Source organism: Pseudarthrobacter sp. HLT1-7, assembly GCF_059383435.1.
In genome coordinates, this window is the sequence record NZ_JBWZCH010000012.1 from 23,631 (window position 1) to 50,466 (window position 26,836).

Genomic DNA, 26,836 nt, shown 5'->3' on the forward strand with positions numbered 1-26,836 from the left:
CCATCAGGTCCGCGAGTTCAGCGGCTTTGGCCGGAACGATTCGGGGCCCTTGATCAACGGACATGTCCTGTCGACCGTCGGTGGGAACTACGGTCGGGTCGACTGCGGGGTCATGGCGCTTTGACTCGAGACGGGGTCCGGCGCCGCTTCCGCGGCAGGCGTCCGATCCGTGGGGCGCGGAGAGCGTACGCCCACGATGAGCAGGTACAGGACCATCCAGATCTCTGCGATGGCCGGCACGACACCCAGGTAGCCGTGGATCTGATCAGCGAGCCCGGGGAGCAGGAACGCCACGACGACGTCAACCAGGTAGCTGACCGTGGCCAGTATCAGGATGATGCCGAGAGCCTTGGGAAACAGCCGAGACTTGTAGGCGAGATACCCCAACGGTGCAAGCCACAGTCCGAAGAAGACCTGGGCGGCAAGAACGGTGAAGTGCTGTATTTCAAGTAGGAGCAGCACGACCGCGCTGGACCCTACGGGCCCGAACGCGGTCTCGTAGAAACTGTCCGTCGCGACCTGCATCGCCACGAACGTGAAGACGGCGCTGATGGAGATGATGCCGGCGGCGATAATCACTGGCACCACCATGAGGCGCGCCGCGTGCTTGCCAACGTGCTTGAGTAACAGGTAGAGCGTCACGGCGGTCAGCAGGAAGAACACAGCATCCGTGAGGTGGGCGATGACGCCAAAGCGCATGAGCCCCTCGTTGGCCACCACGTTCGCGGACGTGGCGGCCGCGTCGCCGGCGACATAAAGGGAGGGATCGACAAAGCCCTCAGAGAAACCGCCTGTGATACCCACGACGAGGTAGAAGATGCCCGCAATCTTTGCCAGTCGCTTAGGTGAGGCCGGAGCGACCCCCGGGGGTTGCTCAAAGAATATTCCCTTTGGAGATTTCATGACGTTCCTTTCGAGTGGTGAGCGTGGCCGTCGCCACGCCATGCGTACAATGTAACTGTCAGCGCGTACAAAGTACACAGATCGGGTCAAAGGTCTCTTTGACTGTCGACAGAACAGGAGAGTGCCAATGTCCACGACGGCGATGAAGCATGAGGATCCGCGTCCGGCCCTTAGCAGGCAGCGTGTAGTGCATGCGGCGATTCAGCATGCAGATTCAGCCGGGCTGGGCGCGCTGACCATGCGGCAGGTCGCCGGGATGCTGCAGGTCGCCCCCATGGCCCTGTACCGCCACGTCTCAAACAGGGACGACCTTATCGATGCGATGATCGATGTTCTGTTCAGCGAAATCGCTCTTCCCCTGGGCAGTGCGCACTGGAAGACAGCTATGCGGGACCGGGCACTGTCGCTGCGCGATGTCCTCGCGCGCCACCGCTGGGCCATCGGCCTGATGGAGTCCCGGAGACGTCCCGGGCCGGCCAACCTGCGTCATCATGACGCGGTCATCGGCAAGCTACGCTCGGCCGGTTTCGTCGTCGCGATGGTGGCCCACGCTTACTCACTGCTTGACGGGTACATTTACGGCTTCGCCCTGACGAAGATGAACATCCCGTTCGACACCACGGACGAAATGGCTGCGATGGCCCAGGACATGTTCGAGCCGTTGCCCGCGAACGACTACCCGAACCTAGCAGAGTTCGTTAGGGACCACGTCATGAAGCCCGGCTACGACTACGGAGAGGAATTCGAGTACGGACTCGACCTGATCCTGAACGGACTGGAAGAGGCCCTCGCCAGCCAGTGACCAGCCCATGCACTCTCGCGGATGGCCTTCCCCGGTGTGCGGCGTGGAGTCGAGGAAACGATATGCCGCTGGCTCCGCGCCACCGCGCTTGGTATGCGGAAATGCTCCTCTAGCGTGTCAGGACGCGTATTGCGCTGAAGTGGCGGAGGGACGATGAGACGTAGCCTGCCGGATTCCACCCGCCAAATTGCAACCCGAACGGGATTTCAGGTGTGAATTGTCGAGTCCGGCCGCGGTAGTGCGCCGCAGGGATCAGGACCACCGCTCCCAGTAATTGTCTGCGGCCTGAAGAAATCAACGTCTGCTGGTCCGCTCCCCGAACAGGGGGTAGCTGGCTGGACTTCCCAAAGGGCTGGAAGCCTCGTTGCCTTGAGCGAAGGTGATTGCTATCAGAAGCACTATTGCCGGTGCTGATGCGAACTTGAACAAGGAGAGGACCAGCGCCCGTAGGTGCGCCCAGGTGCCTGTCCGGTCCGGATCCGAAAAACGCCCAGATAGGTTCCGGGCGTGGTTCCGCCAATAATCCCTTTAGCCGGCCCATGGCCGGAGCGCCGAGGCTATCGAAAGCCCCGCCGACGGGCCGAGCACGGCTCCCGTCATCCATCCGCACTGGCAGAGTGCAGGGAAGCACCGACAGTTCGGGTTTCTTTCGAAAAGTCAGGAGCCAGGCCACGGTTCCCGGCGCGCACCGGCCGAGGCACTGACCGGAAAGATATGAGGGGCGGTGAAACCGGCGCGGAAGAATTCCCGGGAAATTCCCGCCGCGACCGTATCGGCGTCGCCGTCCCTGACCAGGGCGATGGCGGCTCCGCCGAAGCCGCCGCCGGTCATGCGTGCCCCGAGCGACCCCAGATCCTGGGCGGACGAGACGGCAAGGTCCAGTTCCGGGGTGGAGATTTCGAAGTCGTCACGCATGGACACATGCGATGCGTCGAGGAAAGGTCCGATTGCGGCCGGGCCGGCGGTCCGCAGTGCGGCAACGGTGTCCAGCACCCGCTGGTTCTCGGTCACGATATGGCGGACCCTGCGGAAGGTCTGCGGGTCCAGCAGCTTGGCTGCGCGGGGGAGGTCCATCCCGCCGAGGTCCCGCAGCGCCTTGACGCCCAGGACGCGGGCGCCTTGCTCGCACGAGCGGCGGCGGCTGGCGTACCCGCCGTCGGCGTGGGAGTGGCTGGTACGGGTGTCGATGACGAGCAGGCCGAGTCCGGCGTCGCGGAAGCCAAGCGCAACGCTCTCCGTTTGCAGCGTGCGGCAGTCCAGCAGGATGCCGTGGTCCGGCTTGCCCAGCAGCGAGGCGGACTGGTCCATAATCCCGGTTGGGGCCCCGACGACGACGTTCTCGGCCAGCTGGCCGATCCGGGCCAGTTCCGGCCGTCCCAGCCCGAGGTTCCACAGCTCGGTCAAGGCCAGGGCCACGGAGCATTCGACGGCGGCCGAGGATGACAGTCCCGCCCCGGCCGGGACGTCCGAGCTGAGGGCCAGATCGACGCCGGTGAAGGCCGCTGCGGGGGCCGCCTGTGCGAGGGCCCAGACCACACCCAGCGGGTAAGCGGACCAGCCGGTCAAGGAGCCGGGATCCAGCCCGTCGAGGCTCGCCTCCACCACTCCGGGGTAGGCGCTGCTGGCGACCCGGATAGTCCGGTCCGTGCGGGGGCGCGCCGCTACGACCGTGCGTTTGTCGATGGCGATGGGAAAGGCGAAGCCGTCGTTATAGTCCGTGTGCTCGCCGATGATGTTGACCCGGCCCGGCGCGGACCATAGGCCGGCCGGCTGGATACCAAACTCGCTGGCAAAGAAATCGGTCCCCTGCTGCTGAAGATCCTGGTGTGAAGATCCGGTCATGGCTGAATGGCTTCCTTGAGTCGGGCGGCCGCGGTTTCCGGCGGGATATCGGCGATAAACGCGCCCATCGCCGCCTCCGAACCGGCAAGGTACTTGAGTTTGTTTTCTTCCCGCCGGGGCGAGGTCAGCTGGAGCATGAGCCGGATATCGTCCCGGTGGGCGCGGACCGGGGCCTGGTGCCAGGCGGCGATATAGGGCGTGGGCGTCGCATACAGCGCATCCACGCCGCGCAGCAGGCGGCCGTAGAGCAGGGCGAACTCATCGCGTTCCGCGGAGCTGGTGGCTGCCAGATCGGGAACCTGGCGGTGCGGCAGGATATGGACTTCCAGCGGCCAGCGCGCCGCAAAGGGGACGAAGGCCGTCCAGTGTTCGCCCTGGAGCACCACCCGCCCGGACTTCTGCTCGAAGGTGAGGACGTCCTCGAAGAGTGAACTGCCGTAGCTCTCCAGGGAGCGGATGAGTTGCTGGGTACGCGGTGTGATGAAGGGGTAGGCGTAGATCTGCCCGTGCGGGTGATGCAGCGTCACCCCGATCTCCTCTCCGCGGTTCTCGAAGGGGAACACCTGCTGGACGCCGGGCATGGCGGAGAGGGCCGCCGTCCGATCCGCCCACGCCTCCACGACGGTCCGCATCCGGGACACCGACACCCCGGCGAGTGATCCGGTGTGTTCGGGGGAGAAGCACACGACCTCGCACCGGCCCACCGACTGCAGCCGGCGGCCGAGCCCGATCCGGGACAGATCATCGAGCCCCCCGGGTGCGTCCGGACCCTCCAGGTCCGGCCCGAACGATGGTGATTTGTTCTCGAAAACCGCAACATCGTAAAGGCTGGGGACTTCGGAGGGGTTCTCCGCGGAGGCCGGCGCCAGCGGGTCCAGATGCGCCGGGGGCAGGACCACGCGGTTCTGCCGGGCTGACGCCACCGAAATCCATTCGCCGGTCAGGACGTCCTGGCGCATGGTTGCGGTGGCCGGCCGGGCCGCCGGCGCGCGCAGGTCCGGGGACCGTTCGGGCGACAGCGCGGTGTCCGCATCGTCGTAATAGATGATGTCGCGGCCGTCGGAGAGCTGAAAGGACCGCTTGGCGATTTTGGCCATGCTAGCGGCCTTTCCGTGCGTTGATAACTGAACCGCTAACTGCGTCGGCAGGGGGATCGGCCGCCGAATAGCAGCCCGCAGCGCTTTCTGCAGAAATTTCCCGGACGTGCAGCAACACGCCGTGTTCCGGGTTCAGGACCGGCATGGGCAGGCCGGATTCGGCCAGGAAACGGCCGGTCGCCTCAATACCCGACGCCAGCCACGCGGGCGGGACGATCTGGGTGAAGGTATGCCCGGTCCCGGCTCCCGGGTAAGCAAGCCGCACCCGGTATTTTCGCTCCGGCGAGAGCCCGGGCAGCGCCACCCGTCCCGGGACTTCAGCGAACGACGTCGCCACCGACACCAGCGCGAACAGCGCTTCGGAGCCGTCGTGGGAGACGACGCCGTGCAGCATCAGGGCGGGATCCGGCTCATCGGCCCGCACCATCCGGCCGCTGTGCAGCAGCGCCCGGTGTTCCTTGTAGGCCGCTATCGCGGCCGCCAGCTCGCCGCGTTCGGCGCCCTGCACCTGGCGGAGGTCCCATTCCAGCCCGAAGTGGCCGAACATCGCCGTGATGGCGCGGAAGGACAGCTCGTGGGTGCGTGCCGTGGTGTGCGAGGTGGTGGGCCCGATGTGCGATCCCACGAGCTCCGGCGGCACCACCACTTGGGTCCACCGCTGGACGGTCTGGCGTTCCAGCGCATCGTTGCAGTCCGAGGCCCAGACCCGGTCCGTGCGTTCCAGGATGCCCAGATCCACGCGGCCGCCCCCGGAGGAACAGCTCTCGATCTCGACCCCCGGATGGGCCTTCCGCAGCTCATCCAGCAGCCGGTACACTGCCAGCGTCTGGGCATGGACCGACGGGCTTCCCTCGTGGCCCATTTCCGCCAGGTCCCGGTTCTGGTCCCATTTGAGGTAGCTGATCCGGTACTCGCTCAGGAGCGAGTCCAGCCGGTCGAAAATGTATTGCCAGGCCTCCGGGTTGGCCAGGTCCAGCACCTGCTGGTGCCGCCAGGGCTCCGGCAGCCGGCCCGGCAGCCCGCCGGGGATGGCGGGCCCCGGGGTGCGCGGTCCCGGGCCTGAGATCCAGTCCGGGTGCGCACGGGCCAGGTCAGAGTCCTCGTTGACCATTTCGGGCTCGACCCACAGGCCGAAGTCCATGCCGTGCTCGGTGACGGCGTCGATCAGGGGGGTGAGCCCCGCCGGCCAGAGCTGTTCGTCGACGTACCAGTCGCCGAGCCCGGCGCGGTCGTCGCGGCGGCCCCGGAACCAGCCGTCGTCGAGGACAAAACGCTCGACGCCGAGACCGGCGGCAGATTCGGCCAGCTCCAGCAGGGTGTCCAGCCGGTGGTCGAAGTACACCGCTTCCCAGACATTCAGCACCACGGGGCGGGGCTTGCCCGAGCGGCGGCCAGGATGGTGCGGGCGTCCGCGGAACCACGCATAGAACGCGTCGCTGATGCCGTCCAGCCCGGAGTCCGAGTAGGCAGCGAAAAGCCACGGCGTCTCGTAGCGGGCACCGGCGTCCAGAGTGACCTCGGCGGAGCCCAGCAGCTCCGAGGCCCCGATGATCGAGCGGCCGTCGCCGATCGTCTCGACGAAGTTCTCGTGGTTGCCGCTCCAGCCCAGGTGCACAGCCCAGACCTGGCCGTGCCGGTTGCCGAAACCCGGCGTTCCCGCGGCGAGCAGCAGCGGGGAATCGTGGCCTGTGCGTCCGTGCCGGCCGGAGCGAACCCAGGTGCCCTGCCGCATCGGCAGCCGCTGCGGGTGCGCCTCGCGGCACCAGCGGCCCGTCAGGTCCAGGATTTCCGTCGCGGCACGCCCCAAGGGCAGCACCGCCGCCAGTTCTTCGAGCCGGTAGCTGTCCGGGCCCTCGTTGCGCAGGCTGTGCCGGAGCTGCAGCAGCCCGCCGTCGTTGATCCTGATAACGGTGCTGACGCTGATCCGGGCCACGGGGTCCCACTGTGTGATCACGGCCGAACCTTCCGCTGTCCCTTCCTGCACGGTTCCCGGCGGCATCGTGCCGTTCTCCGCCGTCACGGACACCACCCGGAGCCGGGCAGAGAACGCCTGGCCGCCCCGGTGGCCGCGGAGGCCGGGACGTCCCCGCCAGCCGGAGGAAGCCTGCGGGATCAGGCCCAGCGTGACGGGAATGTCCAGGGACGAGGGGGCAACAGGATCGGCCAGCAGCGAAAGGTCCGGAAGATCCGGGCCAAGGTCGGCGCCGAAGTGCAGCACAGCAGGCTCGCCGGTGCTGAAGTCGATCAGTACGGAGGTGCCGGAGCGCCGCAAATACAGCGGTCCGTGCGGTAGCTCCTCAGGAGGGGCGTGCTCGGACACGGTGGTCGGGTTTGGGTGGTTCACGGCAGCTCCAGGCTTGCGGTTGGCAGCGGGTTCATATGGTGCGCGGCCGGTCAGCCGGTGACGGCTCTGGCGGCGGCACTGGTGGCGGCTCTGGCAGTCCCGGTGCTGGCCAGCCGCAGCCGGCCCACGCGCTCGCCGAGAATGCGCCGGGCTTCGCTGCCCAGCCCGTCGTCGCTGATGAGCTCATCCGCGTCCTCCAGATTGGCAATGGTGCTGATGCCCAGCGTCCCCCACTTGGTGTGGTCGGCCAGCACCACCACCCGGCGGGCCGCCGCCACGAATGCGCGGTCCGTTTCCGCCTCCAGCACGTTCGGGGTGGTGAACCCGGCAGCAGAATCGACGCCGTGGACGCCCAGGAACAGCACATCGAGGTGCAGCTGTTTCAGGGCGGAGGTCGCCAGCGGACCCACGAGGGCGTCCGAGGGGGTGCGCTGGCCGCCGGTGAGGATCACGGTGGACGGCGATGCCCCCTGATAGAACACATCGGCGATCCGCACCGAGTTGGTCACCACGGTGATCCGGGGCCCGACGGACAGCAGTTGCGCCAGCGCCCAGGTGGTGGTGCCGGCGCTGAGGCCTACCGCCATGCCCTCGCGCACCTGCGTGGCCGCCTCGTGCGCGATCGCCATCTTCTCCTCCGGCAGCTGGGTCACCTTCAGCTCGAAGCCGGGTTCGTGGGTGCCGGCCCCGCCCGGGAGCTTGGCCCCGCCGTGGATCTTCTCGAGGGTTCCCGCGGCGTCCAGCGCCTCGATGTCCCGCCGGACGGTCATGAGGGACACGCCGAGCAGCTTCGCGAGGTCGGTGACGCGGACGATCCGTTCACGCTGGACCTCCGCGACGATGGCTGAGTGGCGGGCTGCGGCTAGCATGTTTCGTCCTTACTGAATTGACTGGCGGGTGGAAAGAGGACCTCGGGAGCGGACCACCGCGACGGCGCCGGCTGCCAGGCTGAGGCCGCCGTCGACGTCCCCGCCGCTGATAAGTTCTACACCCGAAAGAGGCAGCCGGACGTCGTCCATGCCGTGGTTGATGCAGAACGTCCAGTCCGTCCCATCCCGGCTGCGCCGGACCACCTCCACGTTGGCCGGAAGATCGGGCACCAGAGGCTCCACCGCCGCATCGGCGCACACTTCGGGAAGGAACCCGGCAAGTCCTTCCGCTGACAAGGAGGTGGCCACGTAGTAGGCGCGGCCCTTGCCGGCGTGGTTGCGGGTCACCGCCGGGGAACCGGCGACCGGGCCGTCCTGCACCTGGGCGAGCACCTCGGCGGTGGTCACCCGGCCGAGTTCGCTCCAACAGGAACCGGCGCCGAAAGCGCTGAGCGGGACCGATTCTCCCTCCCGCAGCGGGAAGAACTCTTCCATCCGCACGCCCAGCAGTTCGCTGAAGGCCCCGGGATAGCTGCCGAGGCGGATGTGGTCGTTTTCGTCCACGATGCCCGAGTAGTACGTCACGACGAGGTGGCCGCCGGATCTGACATAGGCGTCCAGGTTCGCTACCCCGGCATCTGTGAGGAGGTATTGCATCGGAACCACCACAAGACGGTAGCCGGATAGGTTGTCCGTGCTCTGGCGGAAGTCCGTCGGGATGCCGGCGCGGTAGAAAGCATCGTGCCAGCGCCGGGTTTCCGCGATGTTTGAAGCGTCCACGCTCGGGTGTGAATCCAGTTCCGACGCCCAGCGGGCGTCGGTGTCATGGATGATGGCGACGTCGACGCTGCCGGACGCCCCGGTCACTATGGAGCCGGCTACCCCGGACAGGCTGCTCAGCGCCTGACCCAGCTGGACGACTTCCCGCCACACCTTGGTATCGGTGCCACCGTGCGGCAGCATCCCGGAGTGGAACTTCTCCGCGCCGGCCCGGGAGGCCCGCCACTGGAAAAAGAGTGCGCCGTCCGCGCCGCGGGCGACATGCTGCATCGAATTGCGCAGCATTTCCCCGGGTGCCTTGGCGATGTTGCGGGGCTGCCAGTTAACCGCAGACGTGGAGTGCTCCATCAGCAGCCAGGGCCGGCCCTGCGCCCAGCCGCGGGTGAGGTCCGCCGTCGCCGCGAGCTCCTGGAAGTTCCGGGGGTCTTCCGCGATCAGGTAGTGGTCGTTGGACACCACGTCCATCTGTTCGGCCCAGCGCCAGTAGTCCACGGGCTGGTGCAGGCCCATGTTGAAGCCCATGAAGTTTGTGGTGACCGGATGCCGGGAGTGGGCACGGATGATTGCAGCCTCGGCCTTGTAGCACTCCAGCAGTTCGTCCGAGGAGTACCGGGCGAAATCCAGCTGCTGGGTGGGATTGACCCAGGTGCCCGAGGTCCGCGGCGGCAGGATCTCCTCCCACGCATAGTAGCGCTGGGACCAGAACGCGGTGCCCCAGGAGTCGTTCAGGGCCTCGATCGTCCCGTAGCGGTTTTCCAGCCAGGTCCGGAAGCCGGCGGCGGCGCCGTCGGNGCGGGGTGGTCCTTGTACCGAATCGCAATCTGCTCTGTCAGGGCGGCCGCAGCCCGGCGGTAGTCCGGGCTGGAGGCGGCAAAGGCCTGCCGTGAGCCATAGCTGTGGCGCACGCCGTCGGCCGTCACCGGGAGGGACCCGGGGTACTTGTGGCTGAACCACGGCGGCGGCGAGGCGGTGGCGTTGGCCAGGTCCACCCGGATCCCGTTGGCGTGCAGCAGGTCCAGCACGCGGTCCAGCCAGCCGAACTCGTAGACGCCCTCGGATGGTTCCAGCAGGGACCAGCTGAAGATGCCGACGCTGACCAGGTTGACGCCGGCCTCGCGCATCAGCCGGACGTCCTCGGCCCAGGTTTCTTCCGGCCACTGCTCCGGGTTGTAATCCCCGCCGAACGCCAGCACCGGGGACCCCTCGGAGCCCAGGCGGGCGGTGATGTAGTCCATGGCGTTGTCGTTCTGGTTGGTGTTGAAGTCCACGTTTATCCTTTGCTGGAGCCGAGCGTCAGGCCGGCCACGAAGTGCCGCTGCAGGAGCAGGTAGATGATGAGGGCAGGAATGGCCGTGATCATGGCGCCTGCGGCGATCAAATTGTAATCCGAGAGGAACTGGCCCTGGAGGTTGTTCACCGCGGTGGTGAGCGGGAGCCGGTCACCGCTCTGGATGAACAGCAGCGGCCAGAAGAAGTCGTTGTAGATGAAAATGACCTCGAGCGTGCCCATCGCGGCCAGCGCGGGCCGGCAGAGCGGGAGGATGATCTCCCAGTACTGCCGCCAGATGCCGGCGCCGTCCACCAGGGCGGCCTCCGTCAGCTCGGAGGAAAGCGCCTTCATGTAGTTGGAGAGGACGAAGGTGACGAAACCGATCTGGAAGGCCGTGTCGACGGCGATGACGCTGATGTAGGTGTTGAGGAGATTTCCGGAGTCGCTGATGCTGTACGGGAGTTCAAGCTGCTTGAACATCTGGAACAGGGGAGCCGCGAGGACCTGGGGCGGGAGGAGGTTGCCGGCGGTAAACATGATCAGCAGGGTGACGTTGAACTTCCAGGCGACCCGGCTTACGGCGAAGGCCATCATCGAGGCGAAGAACAAAATCAGGATGACCGAAGGGACGGTGATCAGCACCGAGTTCCAGGCATATTGCGCAAACCCGCCCCGGGTCCAGGCCTCGACGAAGTTATCGAAGTTGAAGGAGCCGCCAAAGCTGAAGTACCCGTACTTGTCCGTGTCGGCCTTGGGCCGCAACGACGTAAAGATCGTCCAGCCCAGCGGCACCAGCCACATGGCTGCCATCACGATCAGGAAGATATGGATGCCGAACTGCCGCTTCGCCGGGCCCCGGGCCTTGCCGCCGGAGCCGGACCCGGTGCGCTGCCTGGCGGCGGCGTTTTTGCCCGCCGCCGCGGCAGGGGCTGGCTTAATGATGCTCATGCCTCTTTGTCCTTTCCGAAGGCCCGGGACAGGTAGAAGGTGATGGGGACCAGCGAAATGATCAGCAGGACAACGGCAAGGGCTGATCCCACACCGATCACCTGGCCCTCGCCGACGAGGTTCTGGATGACGAGGGCGCTGATAAGTTCCAGGCCGTTGGTGCCGCGGTTGATGACGTAAACAATGTCGAACGCGCGCAGTGATTCGATCACCGTGATGACGATGATGATCACGTTGACGGGCCGCATGGCCGGGAAGATGACGCGGAAGAAGGTCTGGACCGCGTTGGCGCCGTCGATCTGGGCTGCTTCCCGCAGAGTTGGGTCAACGCCCTTGAGCCCGGCCAGGTACAGGATCATAACGTAGCCGGCATGTCGCCACGTGGCCGCGATGAGCGCCGCCCAGATGTTAACGCTGGAGTCACCGAACCAGTCGACCGCCTGCGGGGTGCCGGCGGTGCCAAGCAGGAAGTTCAGCAGCCCGCTGTCCCGGTTGTAGAACAGTTGCCAGATGACGCCGATCAAGGCCAGCGACAGCATGACGGGGGTAAAGAAGATGCTCTGGTAGATCTTGCTGCCGCGGATGTTCTGATCGAGCAGGATGGCGAGCAGCAGGCCAAGGGGTGTGGCGATGAGCGCCAGGAAGACCAGCCACAGCACATTGTTCTGGACGGCGGGCCAGAACGGCGGGTAGTCGTTGGCGATGAACTGGTAGTTGTCCACCCCTGCGCCCTTGATGTCGTTCAGGCTGAGCCCGTTCCACCGGGTGAAGGACAAGGCTGCCGAGAGCAGTGTGGGGATCCAGACCAGGACCAGCTGGATCAGGGTGGGGACCCCCACCATGAAACTGAGTACCCATTTGTCCCGGCGGGTCATCCGCCGGACCCGCCCTGCCGGGGCGCGCGTGGTGCGTCGTGCCCCGGCAGCGGTTGTATCACTTGTTGTGCTCACTAGAGATTCCTTGCTCGATATCGCTTGCTGCTACTGGGCGGCGTAGAGCGATTTGGCCTGGGCTTCCAGGTTCTTGACATCCACGGTGCCGTCCTTGATGAAGGACTGCAGGGCCGGAATCATTACGTTGTTGGCCATGGCCGGGAGTGCATCGCGGTCAAAGAACTGGCTGATGCTCTTGGCGTTGCTGATGGCGTCAGCCATCTTCTTGTTCAACGGCGAGAACTTGGAGGTGTCCGAGCCCTTGGCGGTGGCGATATTCGCCGAGTCGACGGATGCGTAGACGTCCTGTCCCTCCGGGGTGCCGAGGTAGGCGAGGAAGTCCTTGGCGGCCGGGTTCTGGCCGCCCTTCTTGGACAGCAGCAGCCCGTCGATGGGGGCTTCGATTGCGTCCTGGCCTTCCATCGCGATCTCCGGGAACGGGAAGAAGTCGATGTCGTCCGCGACCGACTTGTCCGCGTACTGCTGGGTGAGGAAGGATCCGAGCAGGTACATGCCGGACTTCTTGTCGCCCAGGTTTTTGGCCGAGTCCTGCCACGTCATGCCGAGCGCATTGGGGTTCTGGTAAGGCAGCAGTTCCTTCCAGGTGTCGAAGACGTCGCTGACCTTCTTCTGGTCCCAGCTTTCCTTGTGGGCGGTGAGGTCCATGTGGAACTGGTAGCCGTTGAGCCGCATGTTCAGGTAGTCGAAGGTGCCCATGGCGGGCCAGCCGTCTTTGTCCGCGAATTCGATGGGGATCAGGCCGTCGCCCTGCATTTTCTTCGACAGCGTAGTGAGCTCATCGAAGGTCTTCGGGACCTGGTAGCCCTTCTCGGCCCAGAGGCTCTTGCGGTAGAAGAAGCCCCAGGGGTAGTTGTAGTTCGGGACCAGGTACATCTTCCCGTCGGAACCTTTGGACGCCTTCTTCAGGGCATCGGAGTAGTTGCCGCCGATCTTCTCCCAGACATCGTCGATCGGGGCGAGCAGTCCCTTGTCTGCGTAGTACTGCATCCGGTACCCGGCGAACCAGGTGAAGGTGTCGTCGGGGCTGCCTTGGAGGTAGGTGTTGATCTTGTTCTGGAAGTCGTTGTGCGGCACAACATTGGTGGTGGTCTTGACGCCGGACTTCTTCTCAAAGGCGTCCGTGAGGGCCTTGTAGGCGTTCTTGGGAACTTCATCCGAGGAACCGGAACCGAAGGTCAGTGTCTTGGCGCCGCCGCTGGCGGCCGGTGCGCTGCCGCCGGTGCAGGCTGCCAGCAGTGGAACTCCCGCCATCGCGACGGCGCCCACACCCAGCGTCTTCAGCAGCGTCCGGCGGTCCCATCCGCCCCGGCTGGAAGCCCTCTGCAGCGCGTCTTCATGCATGGTCATGGTTTCTCCTTTGAAATCAACGGATGCTGTGAGTCAACTCACATGATAATCAACCATATCCGAACAATATAGAACCGTAAAGGGCAAAAAAGAACATTTTATGCCGTTTGCCGCGCCTTCGTGCAGACCAATGCGGCCGACGACGGGCTGACCCCGCAGCTGCTGGCCGAACTCAAGATCCTGGTCCGGACGCCAGCGCTGCTCGTGGCCTGCAACTACGGCGGAACACTGTGCTCCGCTGAAGGCATTCCCACCGAAACCCTCCCGCTGGCCAGCGCCGCGATAGCCCTCCGTGCCCTCGAGGTCCTGCGCGAGGGCTGGGACGCCGGGGCGTCGTCGTACACGGTCGCCTACGACACCGGACCTCGACGCCGCGGTGCTGCACATCGGGCTCTCCGGCCTGCTGGATGTCAGCGACCAGCGGTTCCTGGACACCGTCACGGCGGTGGAACGGGAATTGCGGGTGGGGCCCACGGTGTTCCGGTACCGGTACGACGACGGCCTGCCGGGGCTGGAGGGCGGCTTCCACATCTGCACGACGTGGCTGATCGAGGCTTATGTGGCGGTTGGCCGGATTGAGGAGGCCTGGGACCTGTTCGACCAGCTGGTGAACCTGTTCGGGCCCACCGGGTTGCTGCCCGAGGAGTACGACCCGGGCACCGAAACTCATTTGGGCAGCCATCCGCAGGCGTATTCGCACCTGGGCTTCATCCGCTGCGCGCGGCTGCTGGACGCACTTCCCCGGAACTAGCGGTCATTTTCGCCGGTTCCTCGGGGTAGACGGAGCCTGGACCGTTTCGGGCCGCGGGGGACATGCCCATTCTTCGCACCCGGGACTGGGCATAATGGCACTATGTCCATCCACTGGCCCCTGCGCGGGACATGTCCCTGAGCCCGGCCACCGAGCCCGGCCAACGAGCCCCCCGCCCGAGCCCTGGCGAACTAACGAAAATGCCCACTAGCCCCACCCTGGGACCGGCACGATTGGTGTCGCTCCGGTCCTATTCGCAGGCGACACCGTCCCGGTCGCCGTCCAGCTTGTCTCTGTAGCCGGGCTGCCCCGCATGGAGGGGAGCTGCGCGGGCGGCGCGGACGGCCGCGCAGTTCGCGTAGTAAGCGGAGGCCGGGGCAGCCGGGGCAGCCGGGGCAGCCGGGACAGGAACCGGAGCCACGTAGGCCGGGGGCGGCGGCACGTAGGACTGGGCCGGAGCCGGGGCGGCTTGCTGCGCGGGGGCCGGCGCCTGCATCGGAGGAGGCGGCGCTTCCTGATTGGTCGGCGCCGGTGCGGCAGGGCAGTCACCGAGGATCCGGGCCATCGCATCGTGCTCGGCCTGGGTGACCCAGAGTGTGTAGCTGGCCTTGACCGAGATCTGGCGGGCCACATACGTGCAGCGGTAGGGCTTGTTTGGCGGCAGCCACGTGGCGGCGTCGCCGTCGCTCTTTTTCATGTTGGCGGGGCCATCCACCGCCAGCAGGTTCAGCGGATCGTTGGCGAAGGAGAGCCGTTGCGCCGCGGTAAGCTGCTGGGCGCCCTTTTGCCAGGCATCGCTGAGCGCCACCACATGGTCGATCTGCACCGCGGTGCTGGTGGCGTTGCCGCGGAGGAAGTTGATCAAGGTTGCCGTATAGGGGTCGTTCAAGACGCCGGAAAGTACCACGCAGTCGCGGGTGCCGGGCTTGAAGGCAGGGGCGGCCAGGTCCCGGCGGAGCATGTCGTTTCGCGTGTCGCAGCCGTTGCGGTCGACGTCGGCCCACGCTTGGCCGAACTGGTCACGTGAGTATCCGGTCTTGGGCGCACGGCCCTTGATCGGGATGGTGGCCAGCACATCGAGGGCCTTGCTGGCGAAGGCGGGCTGAAGGTTGGGGGCTCCGACGCCGGCCGCGGTGACGCCGGGAGCGGCGTCAGGGTCCAGCGGGGTGCCGTCGGCGGTCGGCGTGGATGCCGGCGTAGCTGCCGGCGACGCGGAAGCGCTCGGGGACCCCCCGGTGGCGGTGGCCGCGGCCGGTGCGGTGGCAGGGCTCGCGCACGCGGTGGCGGAAACGAGCAGCAGTCCGGTCAGGCCGGCTGCGATCCAGTCGACCGCGCCCGTGCGGCGTGCCGTGGGCGGTCGGACGCTGCATGGTCGGTCGATCTTCAATTGTCTCCCCAGTAAGTGCGTGCGGGCCGAATCCCGACCGGTCAAAGCCTACCGGCGGCAACGACAACGCGGGGTCACATCGCGCCCATGGTGGGGCCCGGGATGGGCGCGAAGTGACCCCGCGTTGCGTTAGTGCGGGGACGCTAGTTCAGCGAGGCGTTGTTCAGAGCGTGCGGCGGGCGCATGATCCCGGGGGTATGCCCCTCCGCGGGGTCGTTGCCGATTCCGACGATCCTGTTGTGCTTGTCCACATGGACCACCTTGGGGTTGTACGCCCTGGCTTCGTCCGTGGTCATCTGGGCGTAGGTGATGAGGATGACGATGTCATTCTCATGCATGAGATGTGCGGCGGCTCCGTTGATCCCGATCACCCCTGTTCCGCGTTCGCCGGCAATCGTGTATGTCTCCAGCCGGGCGCCGTTGGTGACGTCGACGATCGCCACCAGCTCTCCCGGGAGAATGTCGGCGGCCTCGAGCAGATCCAGGTCCACGGTGACGGAACCGACGTAGTGAAGGTCCGCGTGGGTGACCGTGGCGCGGTGGATCTTGGACTTAAATATTGTGCGATTCATAACGTGACCAGTCTAGCTCCGGGCGAACCGTCAAGCTGTGAGCCAGCGAACACCGCCTTCAGGTTACAGACAGGAGGTCGACGGCGTCCGGCACGTCCGTTGGCCCCTCGGCGGTCAGTCCGACGGCGCCCCGGCGGCGGGGGTGATGGACGCGGCCGTCTCGGCGAGGATTTCCCGGGCTGCCAGGATGGCGGGCCGCTTGGCACTCGAGTGCCGCACCGAAGTGAAGACCGTCCGGTGCGGATCGCCCGGGAGATTAATCAGCCGGGCTGTTGTTGCCCGTCCGGTCCAGACGAGGTCCGGCATCAGGGCCACGGCGTTTCCGGACTCGATCAGCCGGATCTGCGCCTGCAGATCAGCGGTTTCGAATCTGACGTCGGGCTCGAAACCGGCGCTCCGGCACGTTTGCTCGGCCCAGTGCCTGGAAGCGGCCCCGCGGGGTTCCATCACCCACGCCAGTTCCGCAGTGTCGGCAAGGGAGGCGACCGCCGGCCGGTCCGGGGAGGCGGGCGGAACCGCGAGGCGGATCGCATCGCCCGTGAGCCGGACCCTGTCCAGTTCCGCGTAGCGGGGGGCAGCGTGGCCGGGGTACTGCTCGGCGATCACCAGGTCGAAGTCCCGCGCCCAGGTCTCATGCAGGGCCGTTTCCGGTTCCCGCTGCGTCATTTCCACCCGGACCTCGGGGTACCTGGCGGACATCCGGGTCAGGGCATCGGGCATCAGCGCCAGTGCAGCGGACTGGAATACGGCCATCCGCACCGTCCCGGTCACCGTGGTCAGGGAGGCCGCGAGATCGGCCTCTGCCTGCTCGAGGGTTTCCAGCAGTTGGGCCGTATGAGCCACGAGGACTTCGGCCTGCGGCGTGAGCTGCACCCGGCGCCCGGTCTTACGAAGCAGCTCAACGCCGGCTTCCTTTTCCAGCAGGGCCAGCTGCTGCGAGACCGACGACGGGCTGTACTGGAGTGCCTCGGCGACTTCCGCCAGGGTGCCCCGGATCTTCAGTTCGCGGAGCAGGCGCAAACGCCGAACGTCGAGCATCGCTATTCCTTTGTGAATTCTAATGGTTATTGATTAGGAGAAGTCACTTTATCTAATGCAAGCGGGCTTGCATACTGTTACTCACTGAGTAACCCCCATCACAGGGTGGATTGATGGGCCCCACACCTAAGCAGGAGTCCCTGATGAGTACCAACGACCAGACCAGATCGATCATGCGGCGCAAGCCGATTGACGATATCGAGGAAGAGAACAAGCACAGCGGCTTGATCAAGAGCCTCGGGCTGTGGCAGCTGACTGCCATTGGCGTCGGCGGCATTATCGGCGTCGGCATCTTCTCCCTCGCCGGCCTCGTGGCCCACGGCAGCGAAACTGAACCCGGAGTCGGCCCGGCAGTGCTTTTTTCCTTCCTGATTGCGGGTCTGGCGTCCGCGGCTGCGGCCCTGTCCTACGCCGAGTTCGCCGGCATGATCCCGCGTGCGGGTTCTGCCTACACCTACGGATATGTGGCGCTGGGCGAGGTGATCGGCTGGTTCATCGGCTGGGATCTGCTGCTCGAGTACATCGCGATCGTGGCTGTGGTGGCCATCGGCATTTCCGGCTACTTTGACGCGTTCCTCTCGGGCATCGGCATCAACATGCCAGTCTGGATGACCTCGACGCCGGATGAAGGCACGGGCGGCATCGTCAACATTCCGGCGATTCTGGTCTGCCTGCTGGTCACCTGGATCCTCTCCCGCGGCACGCGCGCCTTCGGCCGCTTTGAGCTCGTGGCGGTGGCCATCAAGGTGGTCCTGATCCTCTTTATCATTGGCCTGGGCGTCTTCTATATCGACACCAACAACTACAATCCGTTTATGCCCAGCGGCTTCGGTCCGGTCCTGGCGGGGTCCGCCACCGTGTTCTTCGCGGTCTTCGGCTATGACGCCATGAGCACCGCCGCGGAGGAAGCCACCGACGGTAAGAAGCACATGCCGAAGGCCATCATCCTCTCCCTGATCATCGCCATGCTGTTGTACGTCGCAGCCACCCTGGTGCTCACCGGCATGCAGAACTACCAGGACATCGACCCCAAGGCCGGGTTCGCCTCCGCGTTCAACGGCGTGGGCCTGCCGGTCATCGCCACCATCATCTCGGTCTTCGCCGTGCTGTCCATCATGACGGTTATGCTCACCTTCCTCCTTGGTGTCACCCGGGTCTGGTTCTCGATGAGCCGCGACGGGCTGCTGCCCGGCTGGTTCGCCAAGACGGACCGCCACGGTACCCCGCAGCGCGTCACCTGGATTGCCGGGATCGGATCGGCGCTGCTGGCCGGTGTCTTCCCGATCAAGGCCGTCGCGGACCTCACCAACATCGGAATTCTGGCCGCCTTCGTCGTCGTCTGCTTCTCGGTGATCGTCTTCCGCTACAAGAAGCCCGATGCCCCGCGGACCTTCCGACTGCCCCTGATGCCGGTGATTCCGGCCTTCGGCGTCCTGGCCTCGGCGTTCCTGATGTTCCAGCTGCACTGGGAGACCTGGGCACGCTTCGGGGTCTGGCTGCTCATCGGCCTGGCAATCTACTTCTTCTACGGCAGGAAGCATTCGCTGATGAACCCGGACAGTCCGCGCCACGCAGAAGCAGTGGAGATGCACCGCCACGTCGGTTAACCCCCGGGACGCTCCCGCACTACCCGGGATGCGCTATCACTTTTGGCTCCCATCCACGCCTTTTGGGAGCCAAGAGTGATAGCGCATCCGTGTGTTCGGGGACGGTTGCGCCCGGTCTGGAAATAATCGATTTTTCTAACCAGTACTGCTCGGAAAACATCGCTTTATCTTATGAAAATCCGGTCTCATACTGAAGCCTAGGAAGGTCCATATTTTGAGAAAGAACGAGTACCAGCCATGACCAAGATTTCAACGGAGTCCGGCGTGAACACAGGCAACGCGGCCGGGCACGCACCCGTCTCGGAAGGCTCCCCGGTCCTTGAGGCCGCCGCCCTCGCCGAGGAAACCATCGGGCTGGTACGCCACTGGCTCACGGAAGCCGCCCGGATCCCGGTCGATGCCTCCGCCCAGCAGCTCGCCGGGGTCCTAAAGGACCCGAACGGCCTGGACTTCACGGTGGGGTTCGTCGACGGCGTCGTCCGCCCCGAAGACCTCCGGGTCGCGGCCCGCAACCTTGCCGCCCTCGCCCCGAAGGTCCCGGCGTTCCTGCCCTGGTACATGCGCAGCGCCGTCCGCCTCGGCGGCACCATGGCACCGGTCCTGCCGCGGGTGGTCATCCCGATCGCCCGCCGCGTGCTCCGCGAAATGGTCGGCCACCTCATCGTCGACGCGACCGACGCCAAGCTGGGCCGGGCCATCGCCAAGATCCGCAGGGACGGCATCAAGCTCAACGTCAACCTCCTCGGCGAGGCTGTGCTCGGCGGCCACGAGGCGTCCCGCCGTCTGGAGGGCACCCACACCCTGCTGTCCCGCCCCGACGTCGACTACGTCTCCATCAAGGTCTCCTCCACCGTCGCCCCGCACTCCGCCTGGGCTTTCGACGAGGCCGTGGAGCACGTCGTTGAGAAGCTCACGCCGCTCTTCACCCGCGCAGCGTCCTTTGCCGTCGGCGGAAAAAAAGCCAAGTTCATCAACCTGGACATGGAGGAGTACAAGGACCTGGACATGACCATCGCGGTCTTCACCCGGATCCTGGACAAACCGGAATTCAAAAGCCTTGAGGCCGGCATTGTTCTCCAGGCCTACCTCCCGGACGCCCTCGCCGCAATGATCCGCCTGCAGGACTGGGCGGCCGCCCGCCGCACCAACGGCGGTGCCGCGATCAAGGTCCGCGTCGTCAAGGGCGCCAACCTGCCCATGGAGCAGGTCGAAGCCTCCCTGCATGACTGGCCGCTCGCCACGTGGGGCACCAAGCAGGACTCGGACACCAACTACAAGCGCGTCATCAACTACTCGCTGCACCCGGACCGGATCCGCAACATCCGGATCGGCGTGGCCGGCCACAACCTCTTCGACATCGCCTTCGCCTGGCTGCTGGCCAAGCAGCGCGGCATCGCGGATACCGCAGAGCAGAGTATCGAATTCGAGATGCTGCTCGGCATGGCCCAGGGCCAGGCCGAAGCCGTCAGACACGATGTCGGCTCGCTGCTGCTCTACACCCCGGTGGTCCACCCCGCCGAGTTCGACGTCGCGATCGCCTACCTGATCCGCCGGCTCGAAGAGGGCGCCAGCCAGGACAACTTCATGTCCGCCGTCTTTGAACTCGGGGGGAACTCCCCAGACAGCAGGGCGCTGTTCGAGCGTGAGAAGCAGCGCTTCCTTGCCTCCCTCGCCAGGCTCGACGACGAGGTCCCGCCGCCCAACCGCCGGCAGAACCGCAGCCTCCCGGCCGCGCCGCCGCCGGACGCCGAGCAGGCACAACGCAGCTTCGAGACCACCCCGGACACCGATCCGTCGCTGCCCGCCAACCGCGACTGGGGCCGCGCCATCCTGGGCCGCGTGGCGACTTCCACGCTGGGTATCGCCGCCGTGGAAGCCGCCACCATCAACGACGCCGGCACGCTCAACGCCGTGATCGGGACCGCAGTGGAAAAGGGAAAGGCCTGGGGTGCCCTCTCCGGCGCCGAGCGTGCCGCGATCCTGCACCGAGCCGGCGACGTCCTCGAAGCCCGGCGCGCCGAACTGCTCGAGGTCATGGCCAGCGAGACCGGCAAGACCCTCGACCAGGGCGACCCGGAGGTCAGCGAGGCCGTTGACTTCGCGCACTTCTACGCCGAATCGGCCCGCAGGCTGGACGACGTCGACGGCGCCACCTTCGTTCCGGCGAAGCTCACCCTGGTGACCCCGCCGTGGAACTTCCCGGTGGCCATCCCCGCCGGCTCCGCCCTCGCGGCCCTCGCCGCCGGCTCCGCCGTCGTGATCAAGCCTGCCAGGCAGGCCTGCCGCAGCGGTGCCGTGATGATCGAGGCGCTCTGGGACGCCGGTGTGCCCCGCGACGTGCTCACTATGGTCCAGCTGGGCGAGCGTGAGCTTGGCCGGCAGCTGATCTCCCACCCCGCCGTGGACCGGGTCATCCTGACCGGCGGCTACGAGACCGCCGAACTGTTCCGCACCTTCCGCAAGGACCTGCCGCTGCTTGCCGAGACCAGCGGCAAGAACGCCATCATCGTCACGCCGAGTGCCGATTTTGACCTCGCGGCCAAGGACGTCGCGTACTCCGCCTTCGGCCACGCCGGGCAGAAATGCTCCGCGGCCTCCCTGGTGATCCTCGTGGGATCAGTGGCCAAGTCCAAGCGCTTCCACAACCAGCTGATCGATGCCGTCACCTCACTCAAGGTGGGCTACCCCGAGGATCCGACCAGCCAGATGGGCCCGATCATCGAGCCCGCCAGCGGCAAGCTGCTCAACGCCCTCACCACCCTCGGCGAAGGCGAAAGCTGGGCCGTGGAGCCGCAGCAGCTCGATGGTACCGGCAAGCTGTGGAGCCCAGGCATCCGCTACGGCGTCCGCCGCGGATCCTACTTCCACCTCACCGAATTCTTCGGCCCCGTGCTGGGCGTTATGACCGCGGACACGCTCGAAGACGCCATCGCCATCCAGAACCAGATCGACTACGGTCTCACCTCGGGCCTGCACTCGCTGGACGCCGAGGAACTGGGGATCTGGCTGGACACTGTCCAGGCCGGCAACCTCTACGTCAACCGCGGCATCACCGGGGCCATCGTGCAGCGCCAGCCCTTCGGGGGCTGGAAGAAATCCGCCGTCGGCGCCGGCACCAAGGCCGGCGGACCCAACTACCTCGTAGGCCTCGGCGGATGGACCAGTAAAGCCAGCACCGCAGCAGCCGCGGGCACCCTCGGGGCGGCGGCCCCCGCGCACCCCGGCGTCCGCCGGATCGAGGATGCCGCCAAGGACTTCCTGCCCGCCGGGGAGCTGGTTCCCTTGCGCCGAGCCCTGGCCTCTGACGCCGTCGCCTGGGCCGAGGAGTTCGGCACCGCGAAGGACGTCTCCGCCTTGAGCGCCGAACGCAACATCTTCCGCTACCGCCCGCTGCCGGTCACCATCCGACTCTCCGACGGCGAACCGCTCGGTGCGCTCGTCCGGACCGTGGCGGCCGGTGTCCTGGCCGGCTCCGCCCTGACGGTGACCGCCGCCGTCGAACTGCCCGCCCGGCTGCGCGCCGTACTGTCCGGTCTCGGCGTGGCCGTCTCGGTGGAAAGCGACGCCGGGTGGCTGGCCGCGGCCGGCACGCTCGCCGGCGGACGGATCCGGCTCCTCGGCGGGGATTCGAAAGCACTCGCGGAGGCGACAGGTGGGCGCCCGGACCTGGCGATGTACTTCCACCCGGTGACCGAAGCCGGCCGCGTCGAGCTGTTGCCGTTCCTGCACGAGCAGGCCATCAGCATCACGGCGCACCGCTTCGGCACGCCCAACCACATCTCGGACGGCCGTATCTAGCAGGCTTCCGCTCCGGAAGTGGCACAACAAACGAGCCGGGCGGCCGCCCTCCAACGATGGCCGCCCGGCTCGTCCGATCATCTAGGTCCGAGGGACTGGTTCGTTTCGGGACTCAGCCGAAGTACCAGCCGGGCGGCACCCAGGACGCGGGTACGGCATGCGCGGCAAAGTCGTCGCAGCCGGAGCAGAAGTAGGTGACTTCGCCCAGTTTGTTGACTGAGCCGTCGCTGCGATGGGTGGCCGGTACGAAAGTCTCAAGGTAGATGAACTCGTCGGTTCCGCAGCGTTCGCAGTAGGGGCTGCCGACGTACCCGGCTGCCACCAGTGTGGCGGGATGCGGATCCCGGCGTCCTCGGAAAGTGTGCTGCGCGGCCGCGCCGCGGTTCACCGTGGGAGCCGGCGGGCGCACCGCCTGCAGCGAATGGACTGCCGGTGCTGTGGGAATATGTGGTCGGTTTGTGGCTGGCGTCATTGTCGGCCTATCCCGAACGCTTTTGTGCCGCCCCCAAAGGCAGAAGCACAGGACAGCGTCCGATTCTTTGAATCGTTGTCATTGGCCTCTGCTTGACCTTCAACAACTTCAGGATATGTCACGGATCACCGGCGATCAATGGCGCCGCGTAAGTACATCGTCCAAGTAGGTACACCACGTGTGCACGTACTCATCACGCTGAAGGCAGCGGCGCCGCAGGCTCAGCCGGAGCGTTTCAGGGTCCGGCCCTTGATCGCCTCGGTGAGGGCCTCGATAACCTCTGTGTTGGCCAGCGGATTGCGGATCAGTGTGAAGTCGACATCGCCCACCGGCGGCAGATCGAAGCGCCGGGTGATGATCAGCAGGTCCTCCGGGACCAGCGAAGACGGCATCACCGCAACACCGATGCCAGCCCGCACGGCGGCCAGCACGCCGCTGATCTGCCGGGTGGTGCACGTGATGCGCCAGGTCCGGCCGGAGGCTTCGAGCGCGTCAATGGCGAGCTTCCGGCTCAGGCTGGGGGACGGGTAGGCGATCAGGGGCACGGTCTCGGCCGGATCCAGGACGGTCTGCTCCAGGCCCACCCAGGCGAAGGAGTCCTGCTGGACCACGGTGCCGTCCTTGGCCCCGGCCACCCATTTGACGAAGACGAGGTCCAGCTGCCCGGCGTTGAGGCGCTTGTACAGCTGGTCGCTTTGGCCCACCGTCAGTTCCAGGTTGATCTGGGGGTAGACCTGGCGGAACTCCCGTAGGATCCGGGGGAGTCCCGTGATGGCCAGGTCGTCGGCGGTGCCGAACCGGAGCCGTCCGCGCATGGCTGATCCGGAGAAGTAGCGGGAGGCGGAATCGTGCGCGGACAGGATGCTGCGGGCGAAGCCGGCCATGGCGTCACCGTTGTCGGTCAGGCGCACGTCGCGGGTGTCGCGGGCAACGAGGACCCGCTTCGCGGCCGTCTCCAGCTTGCGGACATGCTGGCTGACAGTGGGCTGCGCGAGGCCCAGCCGTTCGGCGGCCTTGGTGAAACTCAGGGTTTCGGCGACGGCCAGGAAAGAGCGGAGCTGGGCGGGTTCAAACATGCGGACTCCTGACCTGCGGCACGCGCGTGCAGTATTGCGTTTTGTAATGCTAGTTATGCGGAGAATAAGCTTCCATAATCTATCCGGGCCAGCTTAGCGTTAAGTAATCCCCGCACGCCCGCTCGCTTGAGGACTTTCCGTGGCACCCCCTCCGCCGTTACAGGCACACGTAGCTTCACTGCCTGATACCAACACCGCACCGATCGTCGTTGTCCAGGAGCGCCTGCCGTGGCGCCACACCTTCATCTCGCTGAAGGTCCGTAATTTCCGCATCTTCGCGATCGGCCATTTCGTTGCTGTCATCGCCCTGTGGATGCAGCGGATCGCCCAGGACTGGCTGGTGCTTCAGCTCTCGGGCTCGGTCACCGCCGTCGGCGTCACCGTGGCGCTGCAGTTCCTGCCATCGCTGTTCCTCGGTCCATGGGCGGGGATGATGGCGGACCGCTTCGCGAAGCGGAAGATCATGATGCTCTGCCAGTCGGTGGCCGCGGTGCTGGCGGCGATCCTCGCAGTGCTGGCCCTGACCCAACAGATCGAAGTCTGGCACGTCTACGCCATCGCCCTGTCTCTGGGCCTGGTCACGGTGCTGGACCAGCCGGCGCGGCAGGTCTTCGTCAATGAACTGGTGGGGCCGGCCTACCTGCGGAATGCCATCAGCGTGAACTCCACGATCTTCCAGCTGGGCGGCCTGATCGGCCCGGCGGTCGCCGGGTTGCTGCTCACGGCAGTTGGGGCCGGCTGGGCCTTTGCCGGTAACGCCGTGGCCTGCTGCTTCACCGTGGCCATGTTGCTCACGCTGCGGAAGGACCAGCTGTTCATCAGCACCCCGGCGGCCAAGCGCAAAGGCATGCTGAAGGAGGGGCTCAACTACGCGCTGAGCAAGCCCACAATCTACTGGCCCTGGCTGATGGCAGGGTTCATCGCCGTGTTCGCGATGAGCCTGCCGGTGCTGCTGGCCGCGTTTGCGGACCAGGTGTACGACGTCGGCGCCGGCGGCTACGGACTGCTGAACGCGCTGGTGGCACTGGGAGCGCTGGCCGGGGCGATCACCTCGGCGCGGCGGCGTGAGCTGCGGCTGCGTTCGGTGATGCTGGGGGCCGGCATGTACGGGCTCATGCTCTGCCTCGCGTCGCTGGCGCCGTCCATGCTGTGGTTCGGGGCAGCGATGGTCCTGGCCGGGTTCTGGTGCCTGATGTTCCTGACCGCGGCCAACCAGCTGGTCCAGATCAGCTCCAACATGGCCATCCGCGGACGCGTGATGAGCCTGTACATCATGGTGCTGATCGGCGGCCAGGCGATCGGCGGCCCGATGATTGGCTGGCTGGCCGAGCACATCAGCCCGAACACCGCCATCCTGGTCTCCGGCGGGGTGCCGGCGCTCGCAGCGGCCGCTGTCGCCGTCGTACTGGCGCGCCGGGATCAGCTGATGCTCAAGGTGGACTTGAGGGACCGGCGCCGGCTCGTCACGATCGTCCGGAAGCGGGCCGGCTAAGGGCGCGGGCAGCACCCGGGCGGGCCGGCAGCCGCCATTCCCCAGATCCCGGGCACGGCCTAAACGCCCGGGCTCCTGCGCGCCAGGAGCCCAAGCACCCCATGTGCTTGGGCCCCCGGCGCTCAAGCCCCCAGCGGCAGGTGGGGGTAGTCCGGCTCGCGCTGCTGGAACTGCAGCACATCCGGGTTGAGGACCACGCCGTTGCGGATTTCGATTGCGCGGCGGATCGTCTCGTTCCCGGTCCAGGCCTCGGGGCCGGACATCACGGTTTCCAGGAACGGCAGCAGCGCCTCGCTGATCTCCCAGCTGGCGGAGTTCCAGAGGTAGGACGGGCTGTGGTCCACGGCGTAATAGTCGATGTGGTCGCCTACCGTGAACATGGGTTCGGCGAAGGTGGTGCTCGTTGCCCAGCTGAAGCCCATACCCTCGTCGCAGGACACGTCCACAATCAGACTGCCGGGCCGGAACGCGTCGAGGTCCTCCGTGCGCAGGTACGTCAGCGGCGCGTTGGGGTCCTGCAGCGTGCAGTTGACCACAATGTCGCTTTCGGCAAGGAACGGGGCCAGCGGCACACGCCCGCGCTCGGTGATGACCTGGCTGAGGTACGGCGCCGTGTCGTCGTGATCGAACTGCGCGATCCGCACCGAGTGGATCGGCGAGCCCACCGCGGCGACGCCGCGGCTGGTCAGCACCTGGACGTCGTGGACGCCGTGGGCGTTCAGGGCCGTGACCGCGCCGCGCGCCGTTGCCCCGAAGCCAATGACGACGGCGCTCAGCCGGCGGCCGTAGTCCCCGGTGGACCCTGCGAGGGCCAGGGCATGCAGCACGGAGCAGTAGCCGGCCATCTCATTGTTCTTGTGGAACACGTGCAGCCCGTAGCCGCCGTCGCTGGCCCAATGGTTCATGGCCTCGAATGCGATCAGTGTGAGTTTCTTGTCGATCGCGAGCTGGGTGATGGCCCGGTCCTGGACGCAGTGCGGCCAGCCCCACAGGATCTGCCCGTCACGGAGTTCGGCCAGGTCGTCGGGCTGCGGCTTGGGCAGGAGGACGACGTCGGCCTCCGCCAGGAGTTGCGCGCGCGGGACGACGCGCCCCACGAGTGGTGCCAGATGGGTGTCCGAAACCCCGAAACGCTCGCCGTAGCCCTCTTCGAGGATCAGCTGCTGCCGGAGTTCGGGTGCGATCCGGTCCAGATGGAGGGGGTGGATCGGCAGGCGCTGCTCGTCAGGCTTTCGCGTGCTGGCAAGGACTCCAAGGGTGAGATGGCCCAAGCTGCCGCTCACTTCTTTTTGGGGCTAGCCGGCTTGGCGCTGGTGGCCTTGTCCATGGAGCTGGGCGGTGCCGCAACGGACTTTTTGTCGGCCCGCTTTTCCTTGATGGACTTGCCGGATTTCTTGGATGCTGCTTGACGGGGGGATTTGTCAGCCATGATCGCTCCTGTAGCGGAACCGAAGAGGTTCCTGACTTCGAACCATACAGGTAACGGCC

Annotated in this window: 21 protein-coding genes and 1 pseudogene; 5 read left to right on the forward strand and 17 right to left on the reverse strand. The window is 66.3% G+C overall.

Translation table 11 applies throughout. The features are described from left to right. Window positions 1–87: 87 nt before the first annotated feature. Window positions 88–903, reverse strand: coding sequence for a DUF4386 domain-containing protein (locus AC50X6_RS12385; RefSeq protein ID WP_494966508.1), 816 nt, complete (start codon window positions 901–903; stop codon window positions 88–90). A gap of 127 nt (window positions 904–1,030) precedes the next feature. Between AC50X6_RS12385 and AC50X6_RS12390 the strand changes: the two genes are divergently transcribed. Beyond that, window positions 1,031–1,705 (forward strand): TetR/AcrR family transcriptional regulator, encoded by a 675-nt coding sequence (locus tag AC50X6_RS12390; protein ID WP_494966509.1) that lies wholly within the window; start codon window positions 1,031–1,033, stop codon window positions 1,703–1,705. A gap of 657 nt (window positions 1,706–2,362) precedes the next feature. Here the strand turns inward: AC50X6_RS12390 and galK are convergent. The 9 genes from galK to AC50X6_RS12435 all read right to left on the reverse strand — a co-directional run bounded on the left by galK (window position 2,363) and on the right by AC50X6_RS12435 (window position 13,155). After that, a complete protein-coding gene (gene galK, locus AC50X6_RS12395; protein WP_494966510.1) occupies window positions 2,363–3,547 on the reverse strand; it encodes a galactokinase in 1,185 nt (394 codons plus the stop codon). Then, entirely contained in the window at window positions 3,544–4,644 is a 1,101-nt protein-coding gene (galT, locus tag AC50X6_RS12400; RefSeq protein WP_494966511.1) for a galactose-1-phosphate uridylyltransferase, read from the reverse strand. The genes galK and galT overlap by 4 nt, the downstream gene beginning before the upstream one ends. A gap of 1 nt (window position 4,645) precedes the next feature. Continuing rightward, complete coding sequence (locus tag AC50X6_RS12405) at window positions 4,646–6,964, reverse strand: alpha-galactosidase (protein WP_494966584.1); 2,319 nt, start codon at window positions 6,962–6,964, stop codon at window positions 4,646–4,648. Window positions 6,965–7,038: 74 nt separating this feature from the next. Then, the gene (locus tag AC50X6_RS12410) at window positions 7,039–7,857 is read right to left on the reverse strand and encodes a DeoR/GlpR family DNA-binding transcription regulator (RefSeq protein WP_494966512.1); all 819 of its coding nucleotides are present in this window, start codon (window positions 7,855–7,857) and stop codon (window positions 7,039–7,041) included. Between the two features lie 9 nt (window positions 7,858–7,866). Further along, window positions 7,867–9,396, reverse strand: a complete 1,530-nt coding sequence (locus tag AC50X6_RS12415; RefSeq protein ID WP_494966585.1) for a beta-galactosidase — start codon at window positions 9,394–9,396, stop codon at window positions 7,867–7,869. Next, entirely contained in the window at window positions 9,363–9,872 is a 510-nt protein-coding gene (locus AC50X6_RS12420; protein WP_494966586.1) for a beta-galactosidase, read from the reverse strand. Before AC50X6_RS12420 ends, AC50X6_RS12415 begins: the two co-directional genes overlap by 34 nt. Before the next feature lie 35 nt (window positions 9,873–9,907). Beyond that, a complete protein-coding gene (locus AC50X6_RS12425; protein WP_494966513.1) occupies window positions 9,908–10,855 on the reverse strand; it encodes a carbohydrate ABC transporter permease in 948 nt (315 codons plus the stop codon). Then, window positions 10,852–11,730 carry a carbohydrate ABC transporter permease gene (locus AC50X6_RS12430; protein WP_494966587.1) on the reverse strand — a complete coding sequence of 293 codons (879 nt, stop codon included), beginning with the start codon at window positions 11,728–11,730 and terminating at the stop codon, window positions 10,852–10,854. Before AC50X6_RS12430 ends, AC50X6_RS12425 begins: the two co-directional genes overlap by 4 nt. A gap of 105 nt (window positions 11,731–11,835) precedes the next feature. Next, on the reverse strand, window positions 11,836–13,155 hold the full coding sequence (locus tag AC50X6_RS12435) for an ABC transporter substrate-binding protein (RefSeq protein WP_494966514.1): 1,320 nt from the start codon (window positions 13,153–13,155) through the stop codon (window positions 11,836–11,838). Between the two features lie 300 nt (window positions 13,156–13,455). On the opposite strand from AC50X6_RS12435, the pseudogene AC50X6_RS12440 reads away from it, so the two are divergent. After that, window positions 13,456–13,906: pseudogene (locus tag AC50X6_RS12440) on the forward strand (glycoside hydrolase family 15 protein); the annotation flags it as partial. Between the two features lie 250 nt (window positions 13,907–14,156). Here the strand turns inward: AC50X6_RS12440 and AC50X6_RS12445 are convergent. From AC50X6_RS12445 to AC50X6_RS12455, 3 genes are all read right to left on the reverse strand, one after another. Further along, the gene (locus tag AC50X6_RS12445) at window positions 14,157–15,293 is read right to left on the reverse strand and encodes a GmrSD restriction endonuclease domain-containing protein (protein WP_494966515.1); all 1,137 of its coding nucleotides are present in this window, start codon (window positions 15,291–15,293) and stop codon (window positions 14,157–14,159) included. A 143-nt stretch (window positions 15,294–15,436) separates the two neighbouring features. After that, window positions 15,437–15,865: an aspartate 1-decarboxylase gene (gene panD / locus AC50X6_RS12450; RefSeq protein WP_494966516.1), complete on the reverse strand. Its 429-nt coding sequence runs from the start codon at window positions 15,863–15,865 to the stop codon at window positions 15,437–15,439. 114 nt (window positions 15,866–15,979) lie between these two features. Then, window positions 15,980–16,903, reverse strand: a complete 924-nt coding sequence (locus tag AC50X6_RS12455) for a LysR substrate-binding domain-containing protein (protein ID WP_494966517.1) — start codon at window positions 16,901–16,903, stop codon at window positions 15,980–15,982. Window positions 16,904–17,046: 143 nt separating this feature from the next. Here AC50X6_RS12455 and AC50X6_RS12460 point away from each other — a divergent pair, with 143 nt between their 5' ends. Beyond that, window positions 17,047–18,510 (forward strand): amino acid permease, encoded by a 1,464-nt coding sequence (locus AC50X6_RS12460; RefSeq protein ID WP_494966518.1) that lies wholly within the window; start codon window positions 17,047–17,049, stop codon window positions 18,508–18,510. A 237-nt stretch (window positions 18,511–18,747) separates the two neighbouring features. Then, window positions 18,748–22,308: a proline dehydrogenase family protein gene (locus tag AC50X6_RS12465; RefSeq protein WP_494966519.1), complete on the forward strand. Its 3,561-nt coding sequence runs from the start codon at window positions 18,748–18,750 to the stop codon at window positions 22,306–22,308. A gap of 112 nt (window positions 22,309–22,420) precedes the next feature. Here the strand turns inward: AC50X6_RS12465 and AC50X6_RS12470 are convergent, their stop codons facing one another. Then, window positions 22,421–22,780, reverse strand: a complete 360-nt coding sequence (locus AC50X6_RS12470) for a hypothetical protein (RefSeq protein WP_494966520.1) — start codon at window positions 22,778–22,780, stop codon at window positions 22,421–22,423. Between the two features lie 221 nt (window positions 22,781–23,001). Beyond that, a complete protein-coding gene (locus AC50X6_RS12475) occupies window positions 23,002–23,856 on the reverse strand; it encodes a LysR substrate-binding domain-containing protein (protein ID WP_494966521.1) in 855 nt (284 codons plus the stop codon). Window positions 23,857–23,995: 139 nt separating this feature from the next. Between AC50X6_RS12475 and AC50X6_RS12480 the strand changes: the two genes are divergently transcribed. Beyond that, complete coding sequence (locus tag AC50X6_RS12480) at window positions 23,996–25,348, forward strand: MFS transporter (protein ID WP_494966522.1); 1,353 nt, start codon at window positions 23,996–23,998, stop codon at window positions 25,346–25,348. A 122-nt stretch (window positions 25,349–25,470) separates the two neighbouring features. Here AC50X6_RS12480 and AC50X6_RS12485 read toward each other — a convergent pair whose 3' ends face one another. After that, window positions 25,471–26,619 carry a N(5)-(carboxyethyl)ornithine synthase gene (locus tag AC50X6_RS12485; RefSeq protein ID WP_494966523.1) on the reverse strand — a complete coding sequence of 383 codons (1,149 nt, stop codon included), beginning with the start codon at window positions 26,617–26,619 and terminating at the stop codon, window positions 25,471–25,473. A gap of 8 nt (window positions 26,620–26,627) precedes the next feature. Beyond that, entirely contained in the window at window positions 26,628–26,777 is a 150-nt protein-coding gene (locus tag AC50X6_RS12490; protein ID WP_494966524.1) for a hypothetical protein, read from the reverse strand. Between the last annotated feature and the right edge of the window lie 59 nt (window positions 26,778–26,836).